This is a genomic window from Evansella sp. AB-rgal1, from assembly GCF_041820985.1.
Taxonomy (GTDB): Bacteria; Bacillota; Bacilli; order Bacillales; family Salisediminibacteriaceae; genus Evansella.
On record NZ_JBGUAU010000015.1, the window covers coordinates 120,792 to 145,119 of the forward strand.

At 37.7% G+C, this 24,328-nt stretch carries 19 protein-coding genes; 7 read left to right on the forward strand and 12 right to left on the reverse strand.

Annotation, left to right across the window (positions count from 1 at the left end; translation table 11 throughout):
- Window positions 1-653: 653 nt before the first annotated feature.
- Window positions 654-2,039 carry a right-handed parallel beta-helix repeat-containing protein gene (locus tag ACERII_RS14360; protein WP_373643188.1) on the forward strand — a complete coding sequence of 462 codons (1,386 nt, stop codon included), beginning with the start codon at window positions 654-656 and terminating at the stop codon, window positions 2,037-2,039.
- 429 nt (window positions 2,040-2,468) lie between these two features.
- Here the strand turns inward: ACERII_RS14360 and groL are convergent, their stop codons facing one another.
- A complete protein-coding gene (gene groL, locus ACERII_RS14365) occupies window positions 2,469-4,103 on the reverse strand; it encodes a chaperonin GroEL (protein WP_373643189.1) in 1,635 nt (544 codons plus the stop codon).
- A 54-nt stretch (window positions 4,104-4,157) separates the two neighbouring features.
- Complete coding sequence (gene groES / locus ACERII_RS14370) at window positions 4,158-4,442, reverse strand: co-chaperone GroES (RefSeq protein WP_373643190.1); 285 nt, start codon at window positions 4,440-4,442, stop codon at window positions 4,158-4,160.
- Between the two features lie 517 nt (window positions 4,443-4,959).
- Between groES and ACERII_RS14375 the strand changes: the two genes are divergently transcribed.
- Window positions 4,960-5,682: a CPBP family intramembrane glutamic endopeptidase gene (locus tag ACERII_RS14375; protein WP_373643192.1), complete on the forward strand. Its 723-nt coding sequence runs from the start codon at window positions 4,960-4,962 to the stop codon at window positions 5,680-5,682.
- Window positions 5,679-5,873, forward strand: coding sequence for a YdiK family protein (locus tag ACERII_RS14380; RefSeq protein WP_373643193.1), 195 nt, complete (start codon window positions 5,679-5,681; stop codon window positions 5,871-5,873). Before ACERII_RS14375 ends, ACERII_RS14380 begins: the two co-directional genes overlap by 4 nt.
- Window positions 5,874-5,902: 29 nt before the next feature.
- Here ACERII_RS14380 and ACERII_RS14385 read toward each other — a convergent pair whose 3' ends face one another.
- The 3 genes from ACERII_RS14385 to moaC form a co-directional block, all read right to left on the reverse strand.
- Entirely contained in the window at window positions 5,903-7,345 is a 1,443-nt protein-coding gene (locus ACERII_RS14385) for an MDR family MFS transporter (RefSeq protein WP_373643194.1), read from the reverse strand.
- Window positions 7,346-7,829: 484 nt separating this feature from the next.
- Window positions 7,830-8,465 (reverse strand): redox-sensing transcriptional repressor Rex, encoded by a 636-nt coding sequence (locus ACERII_RS14390; RefSeq protein ID WP_373643197.1) that lies wholly within the window; start codon window positions 8,463-8,465, stop codon window positions 7,830-7,832.
- Window positions 8,466-8,549: 84 nt separating this feature from the next.
- Window positions 8,550-9,035: a cyclic pyranopterin monophosphate synthase MoaC gene (gene moaC / locus ACERII_RS14395; protein ID WP_373643198.1), complete on the reverse strand. Its 486-nt coding sequence runs from the start codon at window positions 9,033-9,035 to the stop codon at window positions 8,550-8,552.
- Window positions 9,036-9,179: 144 nt separating this feature from the next.
- Between moaC and ACERII_RS14400 the strand changes: the two genes are divergently transcribed.
- Window positions 9,180-11,117 (forward strand): ABC-F family ATP-binding cassette domain-containing protein, encoded by a 1,938-nt coding sequence (locus ACERII_RS14400; protein ID WP_373643199.1) that lies wholly within the window; start codon window positions 9,180-9,182, stop codon window positions 11,115-11,117.
- Window positions 11,118-11,158: 41 nt separating this feature from the next.
- Here ACERII_RS14400 and ACERII_RS14405 read toward each other — a convergent pair whose 3' ends face one another.
- The 7 genes from ACERII_RS14405 to ACERII_RS14435 all read right to left on the reverse strand — a co-directional run bounded on the left by ACERII_RS14405 (window position 11,159) and on the right by ACERII_RS14435 (window position 18,768).
- Complete coding sequence (locus tag ACERII_RS14405) at window positions 11,159-13,375, reverse strand: ABC transporter permease (RefSeq protein ID WP_373643200.1); 2,217 nt, start codon at window positions 13,373-13,375, stop codon at window positions 11,159-11,161.
- Window positions 13,376-13,738: 363 nt separating this feature from the next.
- On the reverse strand, window positions 13,739-14,743 hold the full coding sequence (gene tsaD / locus ACERII_RS14410) for a tRNA (adenosine(37)-N6)-threonylcarbamoyltransferase complex transferase subunit TsaD (protein WP_373643201.1): 1,005 nt from the start codon (window positions 14,741-14,743) through the stop codon (window positions 13,739-13,741).
- Entirely contained in the window at window positions 14,740-15,192 is a 453-nt protein-coding gene (gene rimI / locus ACERII_RS14415; protein WP_373643202.1) for a ribosomal protein S18-alanine N-acetyltransferase, read from the reverse strand. The genes tsaD and rimI overlap by 4 nt, the downstream gene beginning before the upstream one ends.
- Window positions 15,193-15,194: 2 nt before the next feature.
- Window positions 15,195-15,914, reverse strand: a complete 720-nt coding sequence (tsaB, locus tag ACERII_RS14420; protein WP_373643203.1) for a tRNA (adenosine(37)-N6)-threonylcarbamoyltransferase complex dimerization subunit type 1 TsaB — start codon at window positions 15,912-15,914, stop codon at window positions 15,195-15,197.
- Window positions 15,914-16,375 (reverse strand): tRNA (adenosine(37)-N6)-threonylcarbamoyltransferase complex ATPase subunit type 1 TsaE, encoded by a 462-nt coding sequence (gene tsaE, locus ACERII_RS14425; RefSeq protein ID WP_373643206.1) that lies wholly within the window; start codon window positions 16,373-16,375, stop codon window positions 15,914-15,916. Before tsaE ends, tsaB begins: the two co-directional genes overlap by 1 nt.
- Window positions 16,376-16,391: 16 nt before the next feature.
- Window positions 16,392-17,375 carry a thiamine-phosphate kinase gene (gene thiL / locus ACERII_RS14430; protein ID WP_373643207.1) on the reverse strand — a complete coding sequence of 328 codons (984 nt, stop codon included), beginning with the start codon at window positions 17,373-17,375 and terminating at the stop codon, window positions 16,392-16,394.
- Between the two features lie 250 nt (window positions 17,376-17,625).
- On the reverse strand, window positions 17,626-18,768 hold the full coding sequence (locus ACERII_RS14435; RefSeq protein ID WP_373643209.1) for a trans-sulfuration enzyme family protein: 1,143 nt from the start codon (window positions 18,766-18,768) through the stop codon (window positions 17,626-17,628).
- Window positions 18,769-18,985: 217 nt separating this feature from the next.
- On the opposite strand from ACERII_RS14435, the gene ggt reads away from it, so the two are divergent.
- From ggt to ACERII_RS14450, 3 genes are read left to right on the forward strand one after another with little or no spacing between them, the layout of a single operon-like run.
- Window positions 18,986-20,584, forward strand: a complete 1,599-nt coding sequence (gene ggt, locus ACERII_RS14440; RefSeq protein ID WP_373643211.1) for a gamma-glutamyltransferase — start codon at window positions 18,986-18,988, stop codon at window positions 20,582-20,584.
- A 29-nt stretch (window positions 20,585-20,613) separates the two neighbouring features.
- On the forward strand, window positions 20,614-22,761 hold the full coding sequence (locus ACERII_RS14445) for a M20/M25/M40 family metallo-hydrolase (protein WP_373643212.1): 2,148 nt from the start codon (window positions 20,614-20,616) through the stop codon (window positions 22,759-22,761).
- Window positions 22,758-23,606 carry an N-formylglutamate amidohydrolase gene (locus tag ACERII_RS14450; protein ID WP_373643213.1) on the forward strand — a complete coding sequence of 283 codons (849 nt, stop codon included), beginning with the start codon at window positions 22,758-22,760 and terminating at the stop codon, window positions 23,604-23,606. The genes ACERII_RS14445 and ACERII_RS14450 overlap by 4 nt, the downstream gene beginning before the upstream one ends.
- The last annotated feature ends 722 nt before the right edge of the window (window positions 23,607-24,328 follow it).

Genomic DNA, 24,328 nt, shown 5'->3' on the forward strand with positions numbered 1-24,328 from the left:
ATATTTGGTTCCAGTTCCCTTTCCAATAATCTTAACACCATCGGGTTCCAATTCTTTTACCAAACGTTGTACTTGCTTTTGGTTCATACCTGTTCATTGGCTTATTTCCTTATTAGTTAAACTTCAATCTGTTTTTACTATAGATAATATGCGAATTTTGACTGCTTCCTTATCCAAAATTTGCTGATGCCTAAAGCATTTATACCGCTTAAATGTTCATAAATAACTTCGGCAGTTAAGGTATGAAATAACCGTTAGGAGCAATCTGGTCCTCTATCGTTATAAGAATTTGAACAGCCATTTACAACTATTTTCAATTGGTCTACCAAAAGCTACTATAGGTCCTATACGTCCTATTTCATCAAGTAACAGTTCCATTACGATTTCCTCTTTAATTAATTTGGAAATCTTAGCACTCTTTCAATTTGATTAAGAGTTTCTATTAGGTGAGCCGCTTTTATGGAACCAACTCCATGTGAGCTCTTTGTTCAAAAAAACTTTCAAACGATAACTTAGTGTTATCTATTTTCCCCTAGTAAGTATGGTTTCCTGGGATCTCAGGTCCATCTATTGAGAAAAATAAGGATATAAATATATTCGTCCAAGCAATTCTACTAATTTTTCATACTTTATAGCTAAGGAGGGAATATTAAATGGCAAACGAAATTTTTGTACCGACTGATTTTCCAACCATTTCTGCAGCAGTAACAGCGGCCAACGAATTTGATACGATTCGCGTTGCACCTGGCATATATAATGAAACAGTTATCGTGAATAAAACGATTCAATTACACGGAGCTCAATCTGGAGTTGATGCGAGGACAAGGACAGGTTCACCAGGAGCCGAATCCATCATAATTGGTTCAGGTGTTTCAGGGGCCGTACAGTTAGTAAATGATAATGTTGTTGTCGATGGATTCACGATTGCAAACAATAGCGCTGGTCCAGGTATCGGTACAACCAACGGTTTTTCTGGATATTGGGTGTTTAATAATATAGTACAAAATAATGTTTTCGGTCTTTTTATAAATTCGAACGGATTAACAGAATCGCAAGTCAAACAAAACGTGTTTCATAATAATAATCAACCTGGAGGATCTTCCGGAAACGGTATTTACTCAGATTCAGGTGTCCAAAATCTATTTATTGAGAGTAATTTGTTCACAGGTTCCCATGCATCTACCTCAATTAATATGATAGGTATAATTCTACAAGCATCTGATATTATTATTTCAAGAAACAAAATGATTATGGATAACTCGATTTTCTTATTAGGTACAACGAATGTCAAAATCACTAATAATATCATGCTCGACACACAAGGGGATGCCATCTTCACTGCTGGGGATACAGATCGAACCGAGATTGAAAGCAACATCCTGCACAACAGTAATTTAAACGGTATTAGAGTAGATTCCTTGTTTGGTACTGGTGATAATACCAATATTCGTGCAAAACTAAACAGCATCCAAGGAAATGTGGTCGCTGGGCTAAACATTGCAGCTGGTTCATATAATGCCACTATTCCAAACCGAAGATTAGATGCTACGAATAACTGGTGGGGAAGTTCAGATGGCCCATCCCCAATTGGAACAGGCGATGCCGTGATTGATCCTGATGGGATAGCCGAAATCACACCATTTTTAACGGCGGATCCATTGGCTCTTCCTGGTCAAGTTATCTCAACAGGTCCAATTCAAAGGAATGGCTCGAATGCTCAAACCGTTATCGTTGATATCCTTAATAATGATCCCATAAACCCTGCCGTAATCGAGATTCTCGGTTTCCATATGGGTGTTTCAGGTGGTAAAACTCCCTATGTGCATGAGTTATTTAGCCTCGCTCCAATTACGAAAATCCAAAAAAACTATATTGTTTCTGGTTTTGAGGAATACGAATTCCAATTTGGAATCACAGGCAGTGACGGTGTTCAAATATCAATTTGGCCAAGGGACGGCAGTGGGAACTTATTACCAACACAGCGAGTTTTGAGTTCTGAATTACAACAAATAAGCACGTTAACACCTGGAGTACCTTGATGAAAAAAGATAATCATTAGAGGATCATTAAGCAGTTTCAGCTTGTAGACACCGAATCTACAAGCTTTCTCATGCAAAAAAAGCATGGTATGCGGTGGACAACCCTCCGAAATTCAAAATATGATTGGGCAGACCATGTTGCTAGCGTATGTTCATGGCACATTTGTCTTATTACACAGTATTTAGTCCACTACGTAATACAAAAGTTACCCCATAGGTTTTTCCATTTTGAGAGGAAACTGATCTTATTTAAAATAATCTGAGTTGGTACACTTTAATGCTGCAATCAAGCCAGTGTATAACAAGAACTAAAAAAGGCTTCTCAAAAGTTTTAATCAACTAATGAGAAGCTTCTTTTATTTTCCTGATGTTAGCATTTTGTTAGCATATCACTTCAAAACCCTTATATATCAAGGGATTAGCGGCAGATTACATCATGCCGCCCATTCCACCCATTCCGCCCATGTCAGGCATTCCGCCGCCAGCACCTTCTGGCTCTGGAAGATCAGCAACTACAGCTTCAGTAGTTAAGAACATAGCCGCAACAGATGCTGCGTTTTGAAGTGCAGAACGAGTAACCTTAGTTGGGTCAACGATTCCCGCTTCAACCATGTTTACATACTCACCAGTTGCTGCGTTGAATCCGATTCCTACAGCTTCGCCTTTTAAACGCTCAACAACGATAGATCCTTCAAGACCTGCGTTGTGTGCAATTTGACGAACTGGCTCTTCAAGCGCACGTACAACAATGTTTGCTCCAGTAGCTTCGTCACCTGTAAGCTCGAGACCTTTAACAGCATTGATAACATTCACTAGTGCTGTACCACCACCAGAAACGATACCTTCTTCTACTGCAGCGCGAGTAGAGTTTAATGCATCTTCAATACGTAGCTTACGCTCTTTTAATTCAGTTTCTGTAGCAGCACCAACTTTTACTACTGCAACTCCACCAGCAAGCTTCGCTAAACGCTCTTGAAGTTTTTCTTTATCAAAATCAGAAGTAGATTCTTCTACTTGTGCTTTAATTTGGTTTACACGGCTAGAAATCTCAGCTGCATCTCCATTACCGTCCACGATTGTTGTGTTGTCTTTTGTTACAACAACTTTTGCAGCGCGACCTAATTGAGTAATGTTTGCAGATTTAAGATCTAAACCAAGATCTTCTGTGATAACTTCTCCACCAGTTAATGTAGCAATATCTTCTAGCATTGCTTTACGACGGTCACCGAATCCAGGAGCTTTAACAGCTACTGCATTGAATGTTCCACGAAGCTTGTTCACTACTAATGTAGCAAGGGCTTCCCCTTCAACGTCTTCTGCAATGATAAGGATCGGACGACCTTGTTGAACAACTTGCTCAAGCACAGGAAGTACCTCTTGGATGCTTGCGATTTTCTTATCAGTGATTAGGATATAAGGATCTTCTAGAACTGCTTCCATTTTATCAGAATCAGTTACCATGTATGGAGATGCATATCCACGGTCGAATTGCATACCTTCTACTACTTCAAGCTCTGTAGTGAATCCTTTAGATTCTTCTACAGTGATAACTCCATCGTTACCTACGCGCTCCATAGCTTCTGCAATTAATTGACCTACTTCATCGTCTGCAGCAGAGATTGCAGCAACTTGTGCAATAGACTCTTTGCTTACGATTGGGTTAGAAATCTTTTGAAGTTCTTCAACTGCTACTTTTGTAGCCTTTTCAATCCCTTTACGGATACCCATTGGGTTCGCACCAGAAGTTACGTTTTTTAAACCTTCAGAAATCATCGCTTGTGCTAAAACAGTCGCTGTAGTTGTACCGTCACCAGCGATATCGTTTGTTTTGCTTGCAACTTCAGATACAAGCTTCGCACCCATGTTTTCAAAGTTATCTTCTAATTCGATTTCCTTTGCGATTGTTACACCGTCATTTGTAATTAATGGAGAACCAAATTTTTTCTCAAGAACTACGTTACGACCTTTTGGTCCAAGTGTTACTTTTACAGCATTAGCCAAAGCGTCCACACCGCGTTTCATTGAACGACGAGCGTCTTCACTGAATTTAATTTCTTTTGCCATGCTTCTCAACCTCCTATTGTCCTATGTAGTATATATAATGTTTCCATTACCGTATTAGCCAATAATTGCTAATACATCACTTTCACGAAGAATTAAATACTCTTTACCTTCATATTTCACTTCAGTTCCTGCATACTTTGAGAAGATAACGGAATTACCAGCTTCTACTTCAAGTGCTACGCGCTCTCCGTTTTCAGTAACTCGTCCAGTACCTACAGCAACAACTTTACCTTCTTGTGGCTTTTCTTTTGCAGAATCAGGAAGAACGATTCCGCTTGCTGTTTTTTCTTCTTGCTCAACTAACTCAATAACAATACGATCACCTAATGGTTTTAACAAGGAAAACAACCTCCTTTAAAATGTTTATTGCAGTTTGTTATCTTCATTAATAACATCCTGCCGTTGATTTTGTTATTATTAGCACTCGGTTAACTTGAGTGCTAACACAATTATTATAATAATCAAATGCTTTTTGTTTTGCAACCTTTTTGAATCATTTTTCTATTAATTTTTTCGACAAAATTATTAGAAGAAATTTACATTATAATTTCGTCCTATCATCTACAAAATATACGTACAATTAATGAAAATTCCTAACAAATTTTTTTCATATATTTTAAAAGATATTTTGTAAGAATTAAAAAAATAAACTCTACATCGCTTTATTAGTGTATCTTCTTGCACCTATGGTACAATGATTTAAGTTATTAACAATTGCACATTTTTTTATTCTATTTGGACATCCAACAAAGTATATATGATAGAGATTCATTACACAAACTAGACACATTGGTTACATATCTTAACTTATATGTAGGAAAAACTATACTAATTTTTGAACAAAGGAGATAGCACGTTGACAAAAAGATATTGGCTTATTCTCATCAGTTTTATCATTATGCAGCTCGCTACTTCGGTCACAGCTGCTCTGCTCGTGTTCTTTGGATTTTCTGGTACATTCGATGAACTTATCGGCACTACGGTATTAATTACATTCACATTGGGATTCTTTGTTATTCTATTTTTAACACTAAAAACAGAACCTGACTTGGAATTTTCAAGGGATAAAGCTAGTGGAAGCGAAACGGTGCTTTGGTCTATTTTAGGAATATTCATGGCCTTCGGAGCTCAAATATTGGCAAACTTCATTAACATATATGTACTTGGAATTGAACCAGGATCAGAAAATACACAGGATATTGTTGGCTGGGCTAACGCCGTTCCACTAATGATGATCGTTGTAGCCATTTTCGTTCCTATTATGGAAGAAATCGTGTTCCGCATGGTTATATTCGGCAGTTTATTTAAACGATATGGCTTTTGGATTGCTGCTCTTTTAAGTGGACTCATTTTTGCTGTTGTTCACATGGATTTCAAAAATTTAATTGTATATTTAGCTATGGGTATTGTTTTTGCGTTCCTTTATGTAAAAACAAAGCGTATCATCGTTCCAATCATGGCACATGTTGGTATTAATTCGTTCGTAATGATTGTTCAAGTAGTTTTTGGAGAAGACATACAACGACTTATTGATGAAATGGATAACATCCAAGCTATTATTGGAGGGCTTTTCTTATGAAAACAGCTAGATTTACTGGTTATATGTACTTTTTAATTGCAACTGTCTTTGTTTTCTTTGCCATCCAACAACACAACAGAACTGGAGAATGGGATTTTATTACTTTGTTACTTATTGGTGTAGCTGCCATCGACTACATGATTGCTTTCCGTTATTTTTCAGCATTAGGTAAAGGAAAAGATAAGAAATAGTGTTAGAAAAAACGCTTAAGCATCGTCGCTTAAGCGTTTTTGTTTTGTGATTGTAACTTAGCTGTGTCCTGTTTTTGCTGCTTATTATACTCTCTTCCCAACAATATCCCTGTTGGAATTGAGATAAGTGTTAGGATTCCGATTAAAAGAAATCCTTCATTAATTGCTTGTAAACTTGCAAGATCAATCTCTACATTACTGGTTGTTATTATTTGCGCTCGTCTTACTTCAAAATAGATGGAAATAAATACAATCCCTAAAGCTGAACTCATTTGTCGTAAAACATTATTCATAGCTGACCCTCTAGAGATAAATTTATCTGGGATTGAGTTCATTCCCGCTGTTGTGGAAGGCATCATACTTAACCCCATTCCAATACCACGTAGAGCATTTAATGCTACGATAATCCATAATGCTGTTTCCATGGAAAGAAATCCTAAGAATACATTTCCGACGGTAACTATTGTTAGTCCTAGTGTAACAATAAGTGATGGCCCATGTCGGTCTAGCATTCTACCACCAATACTCATAAATATTCCTGAAAGTAATGCAGCTGGTAAAAAGGTTAACCCTGTCACAATAGCTCCATAACCGTACACATTTTGAAGTAACAGTGGAACTAAGAATATCCCACCAAACAAACTGATGGAACTAATACTAGAGATCCAAACACTGTAGCCGTATGCTGGTATCTTGAAAATTGACAAGTCCAGTAATGGCTGTTCTTTTTTGTTTTCTATTTTTACAAAAAGAATGAGCGCTACCAATCCGAATAGGATTAAAAATACATTCATGGGTTCTTTTAAATGAGCTAGCTCCGAGACCCTACCTAGTGCAAAGAGTATGGCTCCTACACCGAGGGTAACAGTTACAAATCCAGATGAATCAAATGAAATATCTTTTACTTTTGCTGTCTGTTTTAAATATACATAGGAAAATAGGATACCTATAATTCCCGTTGGTACATTACAAAGAAATAACCACTGCCAAGTTCCCATTTCTATGATAAATCCACCTAATGTGGGCCCAATCGTAGGTGCCATCATTGCAGCAACTCCATATATTCCTGTGGCTAATCCCCTTTCTTTTCTTGGGAAAACCTCAAAAATTAGAGCCATCGCAGTTGGCATCATCAGCCCACCACCTACTCCTTGTAAACCACGAAAGAAAATTAGTGATGATAAATCCCACGATAGAGATCCGAAAATCGACCCTAAAACAAATAAGGCAAGACCTGCCATATATAATTGCTTTTTACCAAACTTGTCACCTAAGTACCCAGTCACAGGCATCGTAACACCCATCGTTACCATAAAGATGGTAATAACCCATCCTGTAGCAACAGCATCTGCCTGGAAAACGGACATTAAATGAGGAACAGCAGGATTTAACATACTATTATTTAAAATAACTGTAAACGTTCCGAGTAAAACTGTTATTACAACTAACCACTTTTGTGGTACTTTACTCAAATAAAACACCTACCTCACCAATCCATTGTTTCGATACACGAAACATACCCTTCTACTATACCATGATATCAGCCTACTGTGAACGTAGTCTAGTAACAAAGCATAGGAATTAATAACGGATCTCAAACTCTGGATGATGGATGATATGTCACAGCAGAAGGTAATATACTTAGTTAATCTTCATAAGGACAATTTTAGCTCATTTTAACCCGTTTTGTCCTTATGAGCTCTTCATAAGGATAATTCCAGATACTTCCAACTCGTTTTTGTCCTTATGAGCCCTTCATAAGGACAACTTCAGATACTTTCAACTCGATTTTGTCCTTATGAGCCCTTAAGTTGACTCTTTATATATAACAATTCGCCAGGTCCATGCACTAGCTTGTCTATTAAGCCTTTGTGTTGAAATCATCCAAAGCTATACACTAACCAACAAAAAGTGTCTCATTAGACTAATCAGCCTAATAAGACACTCTGAATATGATTACATTGGATAATGACGTAAGAAGTAAATAAGCGATTGTAATTCTACCGACAAATCAATATGATGAATTCGAACATGGTCCGGAACAGACAATCTTGCAGGTGTGAAATTCAAGATACCTTTAATCCCTGCCTCTACAAGCTGATCCGCAATAATCTGAGCAGCGTGTGCTGGGACGGTCAAGATTGCCACTTCCACATCGTTTGCTATTTTCTCTTTAATGTCGTCCAAATGATAAATGGGAACGCTTCCAATTTTTTGTCCTACTTTCGTTTCATCTACATCAAAGCCCATTTCGATTCTCGTGCTATTACTCTTTGTAAAATTGTAATTTAAGAAAGCAGTACCTAAATTACCTACCCCTACCAAAATTACCTTCGTAATTTCATCTTGGTCTAACGTTTTTCGGAAGAATGTTAGTAAATAATTTACATTATACCCGTACCCTTTTTTCCCCAATGCACCGAAGTAAGAAAAGTCTCTACGGATTGTAGCAGAATCTACTTTTACTGCATCACTAAGCTCCGAAGAAGAAACTCGATGTTTCCCTGATGCTTGTAAGCTTTCTAAAAAACGATAATATAATGGTAACCGTTTTGCTGTTGCTTGCGGTATCTTCGTTTGATCAACATCCATATATTTTCCTCCTACCCATATAATATTTTTATTTATAAAAGCAAGACTTTTCTTCAAGTAGATTTCCTTATGATGTAATAGCCTTTATTGCTCGCGCTTAAAATCCCCGTTTTTTCCACCAGTTTTTACTAATAAAAATGTCTTTCCAATAACCATGCCTTTGTCTACTGCTTTGCACATATCGTAAACAGTTAATGCAGTAGCAGAAGCTGCAGTTAATGCTTCCATTTCCACGCCAGTACTTCCTTTTGTCTTTACCTTAACAGTTATATGTAAAATGTGTATTTTCTCACTTATCTCCCAATCAAAAAGAATATCAACTCCTGAAAGGGCTAAAGGATGACACATTGGTATCCATTGAGATGTGTTCTTCGCAGCCATGATACCTGCAACCTGCGCAACAGCTAACACGTCCCCTTTTTTCATAGTCCCCCCTTTTATTCCTTCGTATATTTTCTTATTCACTTCTATACTACTTTTTGCAACTGCAGTTCGAACAGTTTCACCTTTATCGGAAATGTCCACCATTTTTGCTCTACCTTGCTCATTAAAGTGTGTAAATGAACCCATGGTGTACCTGCCCCCTTCACTTCTTCTATTGTACTATTAGTTCACAATCTGTACAAACTCTTTCTTTTAGGTTGCGACATATGTCTAGATTACTGTACACTTACTTTGTGAAATGTATGGATTATACAGTGAGGATGAACGTTCATGATTTTATTGCAATGTGTACAGTTGTCCAAATCGTTTGGAGCTGAAAAAATATTATCAAATGTAAAACTAGAAATTCAAACACGTGATCGAATAGCTTTAGTAGGTAGAAACGGCGCAGGTAAATCAACGTTACTAAAGATCATAGCTGGAGAGCTTTCTTACGATACGGGAGACTTAATTATTCCTAAAGATGTAACCGTCGGCTATTTAGCCCAAGATAGCGGTCTCACTTCTGAACGATCCATTTGGGATGAAATGCTAACCGTCTTTAGGCACCTAAAAAAAATGGAACAGGACTTGCGGAGATTAGAAGAAAAGATGAGTGATTCCCAAAGTCCTAGTTTTACTAAAGTTCTAGAAGAGTATGATCAACTTCAGATGGACTTTAAAGATAAAGGTGGCTACCAATATGAAGCAGATATTCGTGGAATTTTATCAGGATTGCATTTTTCTCAATTTGATTATAGTACAAAGGTCAGCTCGTTAAGCGGAGGGCAAAAAACAAGACTCGCTCTTGGGAAACTATTGCTGTCGAAGCCTGATTTACTTATCTTAGATGAGCCGACCAACCACTTAGATATCGATACGTTAACTTGGTTAGAAGGGTATTTATCTGGATATGACGGCTCCATTCTTGTTGTCTCCCATGATCGATATTTTTTAGATCGAATTGTTAATCAAGTGTATGAGCTTTCTTTCAATCAGACGAAAAAATTCACTGGTAATTACAGTAAGTATTTAGAAGAAAAAGCCAAACAGTTAGAAATAGAAATGAAAAAGTTTGAAAAGCAACAAGGTGAAATTAAAAAGTTAGAAGATTTCGTGCAAAGGAATATTGCTCGTGCTTCCACAACAAAACGAGCTCAAAGTAGACGGAAACAGTTGGAGAGAATGACCGTCATGAATCGGCCCATCGATGACGACAATTCTGCTAGTTTTCGTTTTGAAATTGAAAAACAAAGTGGAAATGATGTTCTTACCATTAATGACCTAAGCGTTGGTTATGATGACGAGACTTTGTTTAAAAATATATCACTAAGGCTAACACGCGGTGAAAGTGTTGCTTTAATAGGGCCGAATGGGATTGGGAAATCCACACTTATTAAGTCAATTTCTCAAAAGCTAAAACCAATTAGTGGCTCTATTCAATATGGAAGTAATGTATCTATAGGTTACTACGATCAGGAACAAGCGGAGCTTACCTCTAACAAAACAGTATTACAAGAGCTATGGGATGAGTATCCCCTTACACAGGAGAAAGATATTCGAACTGTGTTAGGAAACTTCCTTTTTAGCGGAGAAGATGTCTTAAAGATTGTTGCTGATCTTAGTGGTGGAGAGAAAGCTCGTCTTGCTTTAGCAAAGTTGATGATGCAAAAAGCTAACTTATTAATTTTGGACGAGCCTACAAACCATTTAGATATTGATAGTAAGGAAGTTTTAGAATCAGCATTAATCGAATACCCAGGTACGCTATTATTCGTATCTCATGACCGTTATTTTGTAAATCGAATAGCAACACGTGTCGTAGAATTATCTTCCACAGCAATGACTAACTATTTAGGTGATTATGACTATTATTTAGCCAAGAAACTTGAACAGAAAGAATGGGAAGAACTAGAACAAGCGAAGGCTGCTAATTCTGTCGCGAAGGATCAAAATGTTGGGGATAAACAAACAAAGAACGATTATGAGCGGGAAAAGGAATTAAAGAAAAAACAGCGACAAAGGCAAAGACAAATTGAAGATCTAGAGAAAAAAATAGAACAAGAGGAAGAAAAAATATCTGTTTGGGAAGATCAGCTATGTGACCCTGACATTTATCAAGATCATGAAAAATCGCTGGAAATTAACGAAGCATTAGAATCATCTAAGAAACATATTGAAACATGGTTAGAAGAATGGGAAGAACTTCAATTAGAAGAAGACGAATAATAGGCAATTCAGTCATTAAGGGCACTGAAAAAGTACGGCATTTACACTTTTTCAGCGCCCTCTTTATTAGCTCTTTTTTCTAATGACCACCCATAGCAAACACTTAGAGTTACAAACATCGACGTAGCCGCTGCAACAATTCCAGAATCATTTAAAACTAATAACGCTAAGGAACCTACAATACAACAATAGATAAGAAAACTTTGTGTATCGCTTAATTGGTCTTTTTTTCTATTCCATAACACAAGTCCAATAAAGAAATAACTCGTGATAAAAAGTTGTGTCCAATACGAGATCTTAAATATTTTCCAGTTCATTTGAACCTTTCGTTGAATGGTGTTCCAGATAGTTCCGAACTCTCCTGAAAGTAGTTGATCAAAGGCAACGTATATATGACTTGCCGGTTGTGCTCGTTGTAAAACATATAATCCAGCTAGTAAACTTATAAAAATCCCCCCCATGATTGCAACATTTATCATCCACTTTTTTTTCTTAAGAAACAGTTGATATGTTAAAAATACGAGAATAATCCCTGTAGATAAACTTGCACCTGCGTTTGCACCTAGTTTAGACGTTCCAAGTACAACGACTAATAATAGAAGGACAGGTGCTAGCTTATAAAAGAGTTCACTCTTTTTTTGAATGAATTCTAGCCTTATCCAAGGAGCCATCATAAGAATTCCACTCACAATAAAAACACCTGCATACTCGTTTCCAATTCCATAATATCTTGCACCAATCACTGGATCATAACTTAAAAAAGATCTCTCGATGAGGTACGAGTGTAATGCTACATCTAGGGTCAGTGTTACAAAAAATACGAAGCATGCAACACTAAAGGGATGTTTTGTAAATCTTCGCAGTAGTGCAGCTAATAGAAAACTACTTCCTAAGATAATTACAACGTAGGAAAATGCAGAAAAAAGCAGAACCCAAGGTGACGTTATTAGATATAACCACGGAGATAAAACCCCACTTAATAATAAAATTTCCGCAATTCTTCTCCATCGAACCTTCTCATCTAATAACCAAATCATAAGAGAAACAACAATTAACATCACTACTAATCCTGAAACATAACTAGATAAGACTGCCCCTCTTTTGGAATAAACATGGTTAATTTCTTCTAATCTTCTTTGAAAAGAAGACACAGACCAATCATCTTGGTTATCGACAAATTGAAGTGGTCGTCCTAAACTATCTGCAATAATCGGTTCACTGTTTTTAAAGGAATCAGCAAGGGTTATGGCAATGTCTGTATTGCTTACAAGGGATAATCGTCTTGTTGTATCAGAATAAAGGAGCTCTTTCTGTGTACGATCCTCTTTCCAGATCCAAAGAGGCCCTAACTGATTCCTCCGCTTATATGCATTGCTATTCACATAAGGAGATAATAGCCATAATTCGGCACCCGTTAATTGAAAAGCCTCTTGGATCGTATCGTCGAGACGTTTTAACGTCTTCTCGTATTGATAAAGTTGATGAGTTGTATCCATTTTTGGTTGTTCTTCAAAAAATCTGTATAGATCTCCCCATTCTATTACTGTTAGTGTTTTCTCTTGTTCAAGTTGAATTCCTAAAATCTTATCCAGTATTTTTCTGTGATCCGTTTTTTTCCCCACTGGTTCCGAAACGTTATCCACAAGAATACTAGAGATTTCCCCATTTGCTTCCCCAAGTTCGTTCATCACAAATAAGGAAGCAAATCTTGTCTTCTCCTCTCTAGAATCAGAATTTCCTAGAACATACGTAAATACTCCTTCATCCTCTAGTAGTCGACCCAGCCAACCTACATTTGCTGAAAAACTTGTCTCATCGTTTTTGGATTTCAACAAATGATAGTACGGATGGATAAGGGAAGATCTCGCTTTCTTTCCATGCCATTGTAAAAATAAATTATCCAAAGGCGTTTTATCTAGCATTTCACCCTTTTCATAGGCATTCCAGTCCAACACACCAACAGCACGTTTCCCAGTAGCTAAAGACACCATATTATTTAAATAGGATGTTGATCCTTCAGGCTTCAAATTAACAGCCGAATACACACCAGTCTTCCACAGTTGTGGATTACTTGAATTACTGATGAGATAATCCAGCTCTTCAAATGATAATCCAGGTACTAAAAGTATAATAATATGTTTTTTTTCATCTAATTTGTCAGAATCTTGTTTTGCTTCGACAAAATAAGGGAATAACAAAATCATCAAACAAGACAAGATAACTATGAAATTATATAAATATCGTTTATTTTCTGACATATCCACACCATCCACAGGTATATCCACAGAATTGTTCTCATGATATAAGGAGTTCTTATAGTTATTAACATATACACACACTTATCCACAGTTATATTGTTAACAAGTTTAAATAGTACTATATCAAGATTCGACACGTTTTTCCCCACTATCCACAGGGTGTGTATAAACATGTTATTAACACGATCATATATTCTCATTCTTGTGGATAAAGCGATTACATTTTGATTTAAAGTTTAATTTTACATAAACCCATCATGACTTTTGCTTGACTAATTAACTCACGAGCACAAAAAAACCTCCAAGTCTTAGTTTAGACAAGAAGGTTTATTATTAGTCAGTTGCTAGTGAAACCAAGCTGTTTTACTTTAATTCTAAGCCAGGTCTTCCATTTAGCCGATCATCTGAACGTCTTCCTAAGTCATACATGATGGAACCAGCAGCAGCAATCATTGCTGCGTTATCTGTACATAAAGAAAGCGGTGGAATTGTTAGACGAAGACCTTTTTCTTCACAAGTTGCTGTCAATTCTCTTCGAAGCCCTTTGTTTGCAGCTACTCCACCTGCAAGAAGGATTCTGTCTACTTTTTTCTCCTCCGCTGCGTCCATTGTCTTCTTTACTAACACTTCAATAACACTTTCTTGAAAACTCGCAGCTACGTTTTCCACAGGAAGTGTTTCTCCTTTTTGCTTTGCATTATGAAGGGTGTTAATAACTGCTGATTTTAGTCCACTAAAACTAAAGTCGAACGATCCTTCCTCTAACCAAGCACGGGGTAATGGTATCGTCGCATCTCCTTCATGTGCTAGTCGGTCGATATGAGGACCTCCTGGGTACGGCAAGCCTAAGGTTCTCGCAACTTTGTCGTACGCTTCTCCTACGGCATCATCTCTCGTTTCTCCGATTACCTCAAACGATCCATGGTCCTTCATATAAACGAGCTCTGTATGTCCTCCTGAAACAACTAGTGTTAATAAAGGAAAAGTTAATTCCTCTACAATGTGATTGGCATAAATATGACCAGCAATATGATGAACACCTACTAATGGTTTTTTATGAGCAAATGCTAATGCTTTTGCTGCATTCACCCCTACTAATAATGCACCAACTAATCCAGGTCCTTCGGTAACCGCAATAGCATCTATGTCATCGAACGTTACATTCCCTTCTACCATTGCCTGCTCTAAAATATACGTTATTTGCTCTACATGGTGACGTGAGGCTATTTCTGGCACAACACCACCAAACCGTTTATGACTTTCAATTTGTGATGAAACGACATTGCTAAGAATCTCCCTGCCGTTTTTCACAATGGAAGCTGAAGTTTCATCACAGCTCGTTTCAATTCCTAATATAATTTGACTCATTGTAATCCCACCCACATAATTTGAGCATCCTCTTGGTTATCCGTGTAATAGTTTTTACGAATACCGCCATTTTCAAAACCGTGTTTCATATACAATCGTTTAGCTGGGTCATTGGAAACACGTACCTCTAACGTTGCTTTTTTTGCACCTAACGTTTTCGATAATTCTAATGATCCTTTTAATAATATTTCTCCTATTCCTTTTCTACGGCAGGAAGAATGAACCGCAATATTCGTAATATGTGCCTCATCCACGATCACCCATACACCGCTATAACCTACAATTCGGTTATCTATGACTGCTACAATATAATAAGCAAATTGATTTGATGTTAGTTCGTTTATAAATGCCCCTCGGCTCCATGGAGAAGTAAATGCATCAAGCTCTACTTCCATTATCTGATCTAAATCATCTATCTGCATTAGCCTGATTTGAACGTCCGTCCCCATAACTATTCACCTTTATTCTTAGATTCTTCTCCTCTTTTTGCAGCGAGCCAGTTAGTCTCTGCCTCTGCCAACCTAATGTAATTTGGATGAAATTCATGTGTTTCCATCTCTATCTCTTTTTGCGTTCCGATAAATGCTAATTCTCCAGGACGAGGAACTAGTTCTGTAGCATTTCCAATTACCGCTTTTTTGCTCAGAGCTGAAGTTATTATTTCCTCATGCTTGTCCATATCTGCGCTTAAAAATAATACTTCCTCATCCATATTTTGTAGCATGGAAAGCCAATCGCTATGTTGAATAATTTGATCTTCCTTTACACACTCTATTCTTCCATTACTCCAACGATACAGTCCTGTATATACCTGCCCTCGTCTTGCATCAATAAAAGGGGAGATAAGCCCTCCGAAATACCTTCCATTATGAGCAAGAACCTCTAAACTAGATACACCTACAATCGGAATCCCTAAGGACCACGCTAGTGTTTTGGCCGTAGTTACTCCGATACGAACACCTGTATATGATCCTGGCCCCTCTGAGACAATGATTCTATCAAGTTCACTAGGACTTATCTCTACTTCTTCTAACAAGTTGCGGATTGCAGGCATGAGTCGAAGAGAATGATTTTTATTTATGTTGGTGATACATTCACCAACTAATATTCCATCTTTTATTACTCCTACTCCCATGACAAACGTAGAAGTGTCAATTGCTAACCCATTCATTATTCGAAGATCTCCTTACATATTGATTTATATGTATCGCCATGTGGGGTAAACTCAAACTTCCTAACAGTACCTCCTGCATGACTTATCTTTATATCTAATCGTTGCTTTGGAAGTTGTTCCTGAATCATACTTGGCCACTCCACTACCGTTACGCCGTTTCCTTCAAAATACTCTTCTAACCCTAAATCTTCGAACTCATCTTCCAATCGGTATGCATCCATATGATAAAAAGGTAAACCACCTTCTCCCTCATATTCCTTGATAATCGTGAAAGTAGGACTATTCACCGTTCTGGTTACCCCAAGTCCTTTTGCAAGTCCTTTCGTGAAACTTGTTTTTCCTGCTCCTAAGTCACCTTCCAGGGTAACAAGGCTCCCAGGTGGTAAAAAAGATGCTAGTTTTTGTGAAAACTGAGCTGTTTCCTCAGGAGAATCTGTTATATATTTGTATTTCATCATCGTCTCTACCCTCCAGCTACAAATGATTGTACCCTGTTCTGATCAATTTTGTAGCTTTGTTATTTCTTACTAAAACTACATTTCCTTTCTCTTCTATTACCGTTCCTATTGGAATAATATCAACTGATTCCTTTTGAAAAAGAGAGTGTAACTGTTCCCAATTTTCATGACCAATTGTTCCAATAAGTTTAAAATCTTCTCCACCATATAACACCCAATTTTCTTGCTGCTCGTCTGTTCCTCTTTTCAAAAGAGGATCAACCGGTAGCTTCTCCCAGACAATTTCTACGCCTACATTACTAGCATCAGCAATTTCTTTTGCTTCACTGGCAATCCCATCACTAATATCATTTAAAGCAATGCGATAACCTGATTCCGCTAAAATACGCCCTGCCTTCACATGGGGTTGAGGCTCTTGATGTGCTGTTACATATGGGCTTACTTCATTATCAGTAAGTAATTCATGTCCTTTTTCTAACAAAAAATCTAGACCGTATGCAGAACTACCTAATGACCCTGTTACAAATATGACATCACCTGGCTTGGCATTCGATCGAAGTAACCTTCTGCCTTTCTCCACTTTCCCAACTACCGTCACACTAAGAACGAGGGATTCTTTAATAGAAACAGTATCTCCACCGATTAAATCCATGTTCCATGTGGATGCTAATTCAGCCATTCCTTCATATATGGTTTGTAACTCTGATCTATCCCACCCTACTTTTGGAATGGAGATAGAAACTAGATAATAAAGAGGAATTCCTCCCATTGCAGCGATATCACTAATATTAACGGCTAATGCCTTATGACCAATAGACTTCATAGGCATTGTTTTCCGAGTAAAATGAACGCCTTCCACCATTGTATCAACAGCAATGACTGTTTCCATTTCAGTTTCATGTCCAAAAATGGCAGCATCATCACCAATACCAACTTGTACAGATTGTTGGTTTTTCTTCATTGGAGTAATACTTCGAATCCAATCAAATTCATTGTTCATATGCCTCACCAACTTATAGGAACTTTTTCGTATTTTTTCATTAAAAACAGTATTGTCAACTTACTCCGCTTTTACCATGTTTCATTATAACAAAGTTATCTAAATTAACACCATTGTATAGAAGAAAAAGAAGGGAAGGACCCTTCTTTTCTTAAAAAAATCTATATTTTTCGTTCCAATATCAACAGATACTCAATTTGATCCAATGGCATAAGTCACTGCTATGTTAAAAAATTAATTAAACGTTTATTTAAAATTTAACTTCCCCGAACACCAAGGCTTTTTCGAACTCTTCAATAATATCTTGTCTGTCCTCGATACCCAGTGATATACGCACCAACGATTTTGTTACTCCTAATTTTAGACGTGTTTCTTCCGGTACCGAACGATGGGATGTTCCTACAGGATAAGTAACAGATGTCTCTACCCCAGCTAGTGTTGGTACAACCTTAATCCATCCTAGCTGTCTAAAAAATTGATGAACATCTACATGCTCTGCTAAATCGATTGAGACGATTGCACCATTTCCACGATCCGATGCATTCGTTGGATAAAACACTTTTTTCACATTTTCATTTCTTTCTAATGCTTCTGCTAACGCTTTTGCATTGGAACACTGACGTTCCATTCGTAAGCTTAGAGTTTTAAGCCCGCGACATCCTAGCCATCCGTCGAATGGACCAAGGTTACAACCTAAATTTGCTATCTTCCCTTTTACTTTCTTCATTAACACCGAGCCACCTACTATTACACCAGCTGATAAATCACTATGCCCACCAATATACTTGGTAGCGCTATGCACAACAAGGTCTACTCCAAGTTCATATGGTCTAATTAGAAATGGTGTAGCAAATGTGTTATCTATGATCGTTTTTAATCCATGTTTTTTTCCTAAAGAAACCATTGTTTCAATATTCTCTACTCGCAGCAAAGGATTCGTGATGGATTCCGAATAAAGTAAAACCGTGTTTTCTTGTATTGCTGATTCTATCGATTCCTCATTAGTAAAATCTGCAAATGACACTTCTATTCCAAATTCATGAAGCTCTCGTGCCATGAGTTGATATGTACCCCCGTACAGGTCTTCTGTTGCGACAATATGATCACCAGATTTAGTGACAGCTAACACAGCTGCTAATATTGCCGAAATACCTGAGGAGGATGCGGCTCCAACTTCTGCTCCTTCTAGCTCTGCAACTCCTTTTCCTAAATCGTCCGTGTTAGGATTTCCCATTCTCGTATATAAGTACGATTTATTACCCTGAAAGAAATCTTCCATATCATCTAAGTCTTTAAAAGAAAAGGCAGAGGTTTGATATATGGGCTTTGCTTTACTTGTTTCCGTTGCCTCTATTTTTTCTTGAAAGTGAACATTTTTCGTTTCAAAGCGCATGACAAACACCCCTAAATGGTTTTCAAATTTTTCAGTAATTAATTAAGCTATCTATCATTGTAACACTATCATTCAAAATATACTTCCACAAAATTTTCAACCTGAAATTTTAATTCTAACACACGACACATGTCATTTCCTCATCTCCATATGATAAAATATGTAGTAAGAAAACAGTACAAATAAGTGTAAAATAAGATTGGAGTACCGATGTAAAATGGCAAAAAAAATCTCCGCTGCAACAAATGATAATGGAATGGTTTCTACGGCATCTAAACAAGCTACTGAAGCAGGAGTTAAGATGCTTGAAAAAGGCGGCAATGCAATAGATGCAGCAGTCGCTGCAGCTTTATGTTTAGGCGTAACGGAACCACAGGCATCTGGACTAGGCGGTCAATCCATGGCATTAGTATATATAAAAGAAGAAGACCGAGTTTTCGTATTAGATGGGTCTTCACGAGCACCCTTCAACATACAACCTAAAAAGACACCCGATAAACCAATTAAATTAGGGATTACATCAACAACGGTTCCATCTACTCCTGCTACGTTAGGATATATGCAAAATAAATATGGTAAGTTATCCTTTGCAGAAGTAGTTAAACCAGCAATAGAAGCCGCGATTAACGGTTTTAAAGTTACCCCATTGATTCACCGTTTAATAAAAAAAGAAGCAGAACATTTACGAAATGATACCAATGTAGCAAGGAATTATTTTGAGAATAATGAACCCATGGAAATAGGGAAAGTAATAAAACAACCAGAACTAGCTAAAACTCTTCAAACAATGGCAGATGCAGGTTGGCAAGATTTTTATATAGGAAGTATTGGTACAGAAATAGTCAAAGACATGGAAAAGAGAGGAGGTCTCCTAACAAAGGCAGATTTATATCAAATTCCTCATCCAGTGGAAAGAGAAGTGTTAACAAGTAGCTACAGAGGCTATGATATTCATACATTCCCCCCCCCAGGAGCAGGAAGGGTTCTCGTACAGATTCTAAATACCCTAGAAGGATTCGAACCTGATATGTTAGATACAGAAGAGCCTATTGGGGCAGTTATTTCCGCTTTAGCCTTTCGATTTGCACTCATTAACAGACAGCGCCTTCCAATACATCCTGATTATTATTTACAATCAGTAAACAAAATGATGAGTGACAAAGGTTATGCAAAAGAAGTAGTGAACAGAATTCAAGATATATACAAATACGCATTAAAAGATTCGTATACTCCTCCTACTACTTCTGGAGAAACGACTCACCTATCAGTTGTAGACAAGGACGGAAATTCAGTAGGAATAACTCAGTCTATTGAGCTAGTATTCGGAAGTAAAACAGTAGCAGATGGTCTAGGTTTCTTTTATAACAACTACATGAGTGCGTTTGAGTATAAAAATATGACGCATCCCTATTATCTACTGCCTGGTGGAAGACCGTGGAGCAGCGTAGCCCCAGTTCTTTTATTCAAAAACGGTTCTCCAAGATTTTTACTCGGAAGTCCTGGGAGTGCTCGAATTTCTACTTCTCTTGCGCAAGTAATTACACGTTTGATTGATAAACAAGTATCATTAGATAAAGCAATTGCAGCACCAAGATTTCATTCATCTGATTCAGGAGCTTTATTAATTGAAGAAGACAGATATCAGCCGGAAGTTTTACATGCATTAAGACAAACTGGGTTTGAATTAAAAAGACGTGGTGCATATAGCTTTTATTTAGGGTGTGTCCAGGGAATACAGATACCATTGAAAAAAGGAGAACCCTTTTATGGTGTAGCAGATCCTCGTAGAGATGGAAGAGCCAAAGGACCAAAATAATCTATCTATGGAAAGGTAGTGAATGACCATTGAAAATAGCTATTGTCTATAATCGAGAAAGCCAAGCAGTTATTAATTTATTCGGAACGTTGAATCGTGAGAAATATGGATTACAAACCATAAAAAATATTAGAGAAGCGTTAATTGCTGGAGGGCATCAGGTAAAAACCTTTGAAGGGGATAAAAATATCATTACAAAGCTTGAAGATTTTATGCCTTCTGTTATCTCCGGTGAACGGCCCGGCCTAGTTTTCAACTTAAGTTATGGAATTCAAGGAAAAGGACGGTATATGCACGTTCCTGGGATATTAGAAATGTTAGGTGTTCCTTACGTAGGATCTGGTCCAGAAACACATGCACTTGCGTTAGACAAAGTGGTAACGAAAATGATCTTGATTCAAAGAGGACTCCCTACTCCTAAGTTTACTGTACTGGACAAACCGGATTCTCCTATGGTTGATACATTAGTATATCCATTAATTGTAAAACCGAAAGACGAAGCTGTTTCATTTGGACTAAAGATTGTTCACAACGAAGAAGAACTCCGAGCTGGTGTACAAACTATCTATGACATGTTCAACTCTCCAACTCTGGTAGAAGAGTACATCGAAGGAAGAGAAGTGAACGTTGCATTATTAGGTAATGGCCCAACATTAGAAGCATTGCCTCCTGTTGAACTTGTTTTTGGAGAAGGAGAACAAATCTACACATATGAAGATAAGAAAAATCAAAGTGGCAGAACGGTAGAAAAGGTTTGTCCAGCCCCTCTTTCTGAAGAAGAAACAAATAAGATTCAACAGCTAGCGATCGACACCTTTAACTCCCTAGGTTGTTACGATAGTGCAAGGGTAGATTTCCGAATTGATAAACAAGGGAATCCATACATCCTAGAAGTTAATTCTATGGCGAGCCTCGGTTCAGATGGATCATTCGTCTATGCGGCTGGAAAAATAGGTTATAGCTACAATGACATTATGAATAAACTTATCGATGTTGCATGTGAACGATACTTTGGTCCATACTTCCTTACCAATACCGAAGAAGAAAGTACAGAGTCCATTGAATTATTCAATTCTATTACGAGTAAACGTGACAAAATTGAGGCCGACTTAAAATTATGGACAAATATTTCAAGCTGGACGGAAGATCCAGTTGGGCTAAGTACGGTAAGAAGAAGACTAAACGATCGATGTAAAAAGCTTGGTTTACAAGTAGTAGAAAAATTTACAAACGGCGGCTCTGCTTGGACTTGGGAATCAAAAGCCGGCTTCAAAGACGGAACGCTTCTCGTCGTACCAATCGATATTCCTGGAGAACGTACAGGTTTTCCAATACCATATCGAACAGAACAAGAATGGATTTACGGGGAAGGGATTGCATCAAGTCGTGGTGGTTTAGCGACGTTGTTAAGTGCATTCTCTGCATTAAAGGATCAAAAGTTATTGGCTAAGAAAAAAATTGGCGTCTTCTTTTATTCTGATGAAGGTCGGGGTATGCGATATAGCAGTAGTACATTTAGAAAAGCAGCTAAAGAGGCAAAACAAGTTATTGTCATGCAACCTGGCTTCCTCGGTGGAAAAGTCTCCGAACAACGACGTGGGTCTCGGAAATATAGCATTATTGTTGAGGGAGACCCACATCGAATTGGAAAAACAGGAAAACAAACGGATGTGTTAAGCTTCTTCATTCAATCTGCTGAGAAGTTAAAGCAAATAAGTAGTCAAGATAAAAAATTAACAGTAGCTATTCAAGATGTTCATTCAGAAAGATATAGTGTTCTATTACCACATCGTGTACGAGCAACTATTTATGTAACTTTCCTAGATGAAGCTTCAGCAAACGATGCGGAAGATCAAATTTCAGACATTTTTAAAGGTAACTCTCAAGGAATGCAAGCTTTTGTAGAAAAACTTGTAGAACGACCACCACTTATTCGAAAAAAGAATAATCCTGTGGTAAAGCAGTTAAAGGAAATTAGTAACCAATGGAATCTTCCGTTTGGAACAGAATCCAGCCTATTATCTACTGCGGCAGGAGAAGTTTCTCGGGATGTACCAGTTGTATGTGGTTTTTCACCTGCTAGTAAAGGTCTCTACACACCAAATGAAGCAATTCACCGAAGCGAGCTAATTCAACGAACACTGCTCTTATCGATGTTTTTGCTGGAACAAGAATGATGGTTCACATAAAAAAGTTACCAATTTTAATCTCTGTTCCACACGGTGGGATAGAGTTTCCAGAGAATTTAATTGGAAAGTGTTTGTTGACGAAAAAAGAAATATTGTTGGATAGTGATACTTGGACCAAAGATCTTTATCATTTTAAAGATAACGTGGAAGAATACGTCGATACCAATATATCCCGTTTGGTAGTTGACCTAAACAGAGAGCTTAATGATCTTCCTCCCGCTAATCCAGATGGCATTGTAAAGACGTTATCTGTTGTGGGAAAACAAGTGTGGGATAAAGCTGATGGTCTTTCGAAGGTTGAAATTGATCAACTAGTGGCTATGTATTACCGACCTTATCATTCAAAACTTGAGACGGCGGCTCTCAATCCTAATGTCATTTTAGGCATAGATTGTCATTCTATGCTTGATGTTGGTCCATCGAAAACGCAACAAAGTTGGGAGCAACGTCCGTTGTTTTGCATTGGTAACAGAGGGTCAGCAACTGGAGATACTTTGCGAGAAACGATAACAGCTCCTCCTGAATTAATGCTGAGATTCAAGCATTTGCTGGAAGAAAACTTTCGGGGGATTGTTGATGAAATAGTTGGAGTTCCTTTAGTGGCAATAAACCAGCCTTTTGCGGGAGGATATATTACACGCCATCACGGATCAAAGGGAAACATTCCATGGATACAGCTAGAAATTAATCGAAGGTTGTACGTACCAAATTTGCAGTCAATAACCTTAGAACCAACAGAAACAGATATTGCGATAATTACAAGAACTAGAGATATTCTGCTAAAAGTATTCGGAGAGCTTGTAGGAGAGGAAGGGTTACCCCTTTCAGGTTAATATTTGATGTTTTAAGGAAAAGCTTCGTGAGTTGTTAGAGGTCACTGAAAAAGTTGATTGTTACTTTTTCGGTGCTCTCAACTGTTCGCTCGCGTAGCTTTATGGGCTGATTATGTAAAGCGGAGGCGGCGTATCACAAGATCCTCTAGTGTCCATTTGAAAATACGGTTGGGGCATCACGGACAGTTCATGGAACTCCATCTTCCCTTTTTTCTTCTCTCTCGCGTTACATGAACGCATCATGGATCTCCAACTCCCCTTTTTCTTGCTCCCTCACATTACATCCTTTGACACCTTCATTGTTACCCAACTTCGCTTTTTCTTCTGCGTTCGGTCACTTTAACACCTTCATTGTTACCCAACTTCGCCTTTTTCTTCCTTGTTCGGTCACTTTAACACCTTCATTGTTACCCAACTTCGCTTTTTCTTACACGTTCGGTCACTTTAACACCTTCAATGTTACCCAACTTCCCCTTTTTTTCCACGTTCGGTCACTTTAACACCTTCAATGTTACCCAACTTCCCCTTTTTTTCCACGTTCGGTCACTTTAACACCTTCAATGTTACCCAACTTCCCCTTTTCTTCCTTGTTCGGTCACTTTAACACCTTCATTGTTACCCAACTTCACCTTTTCTTACACGTTCGGTCACTTTAACAACTTCAATGTTACCCAACTTCGCTTTTTCTTACACGTTCGGTCACTTTAACAACTCCAATGTTA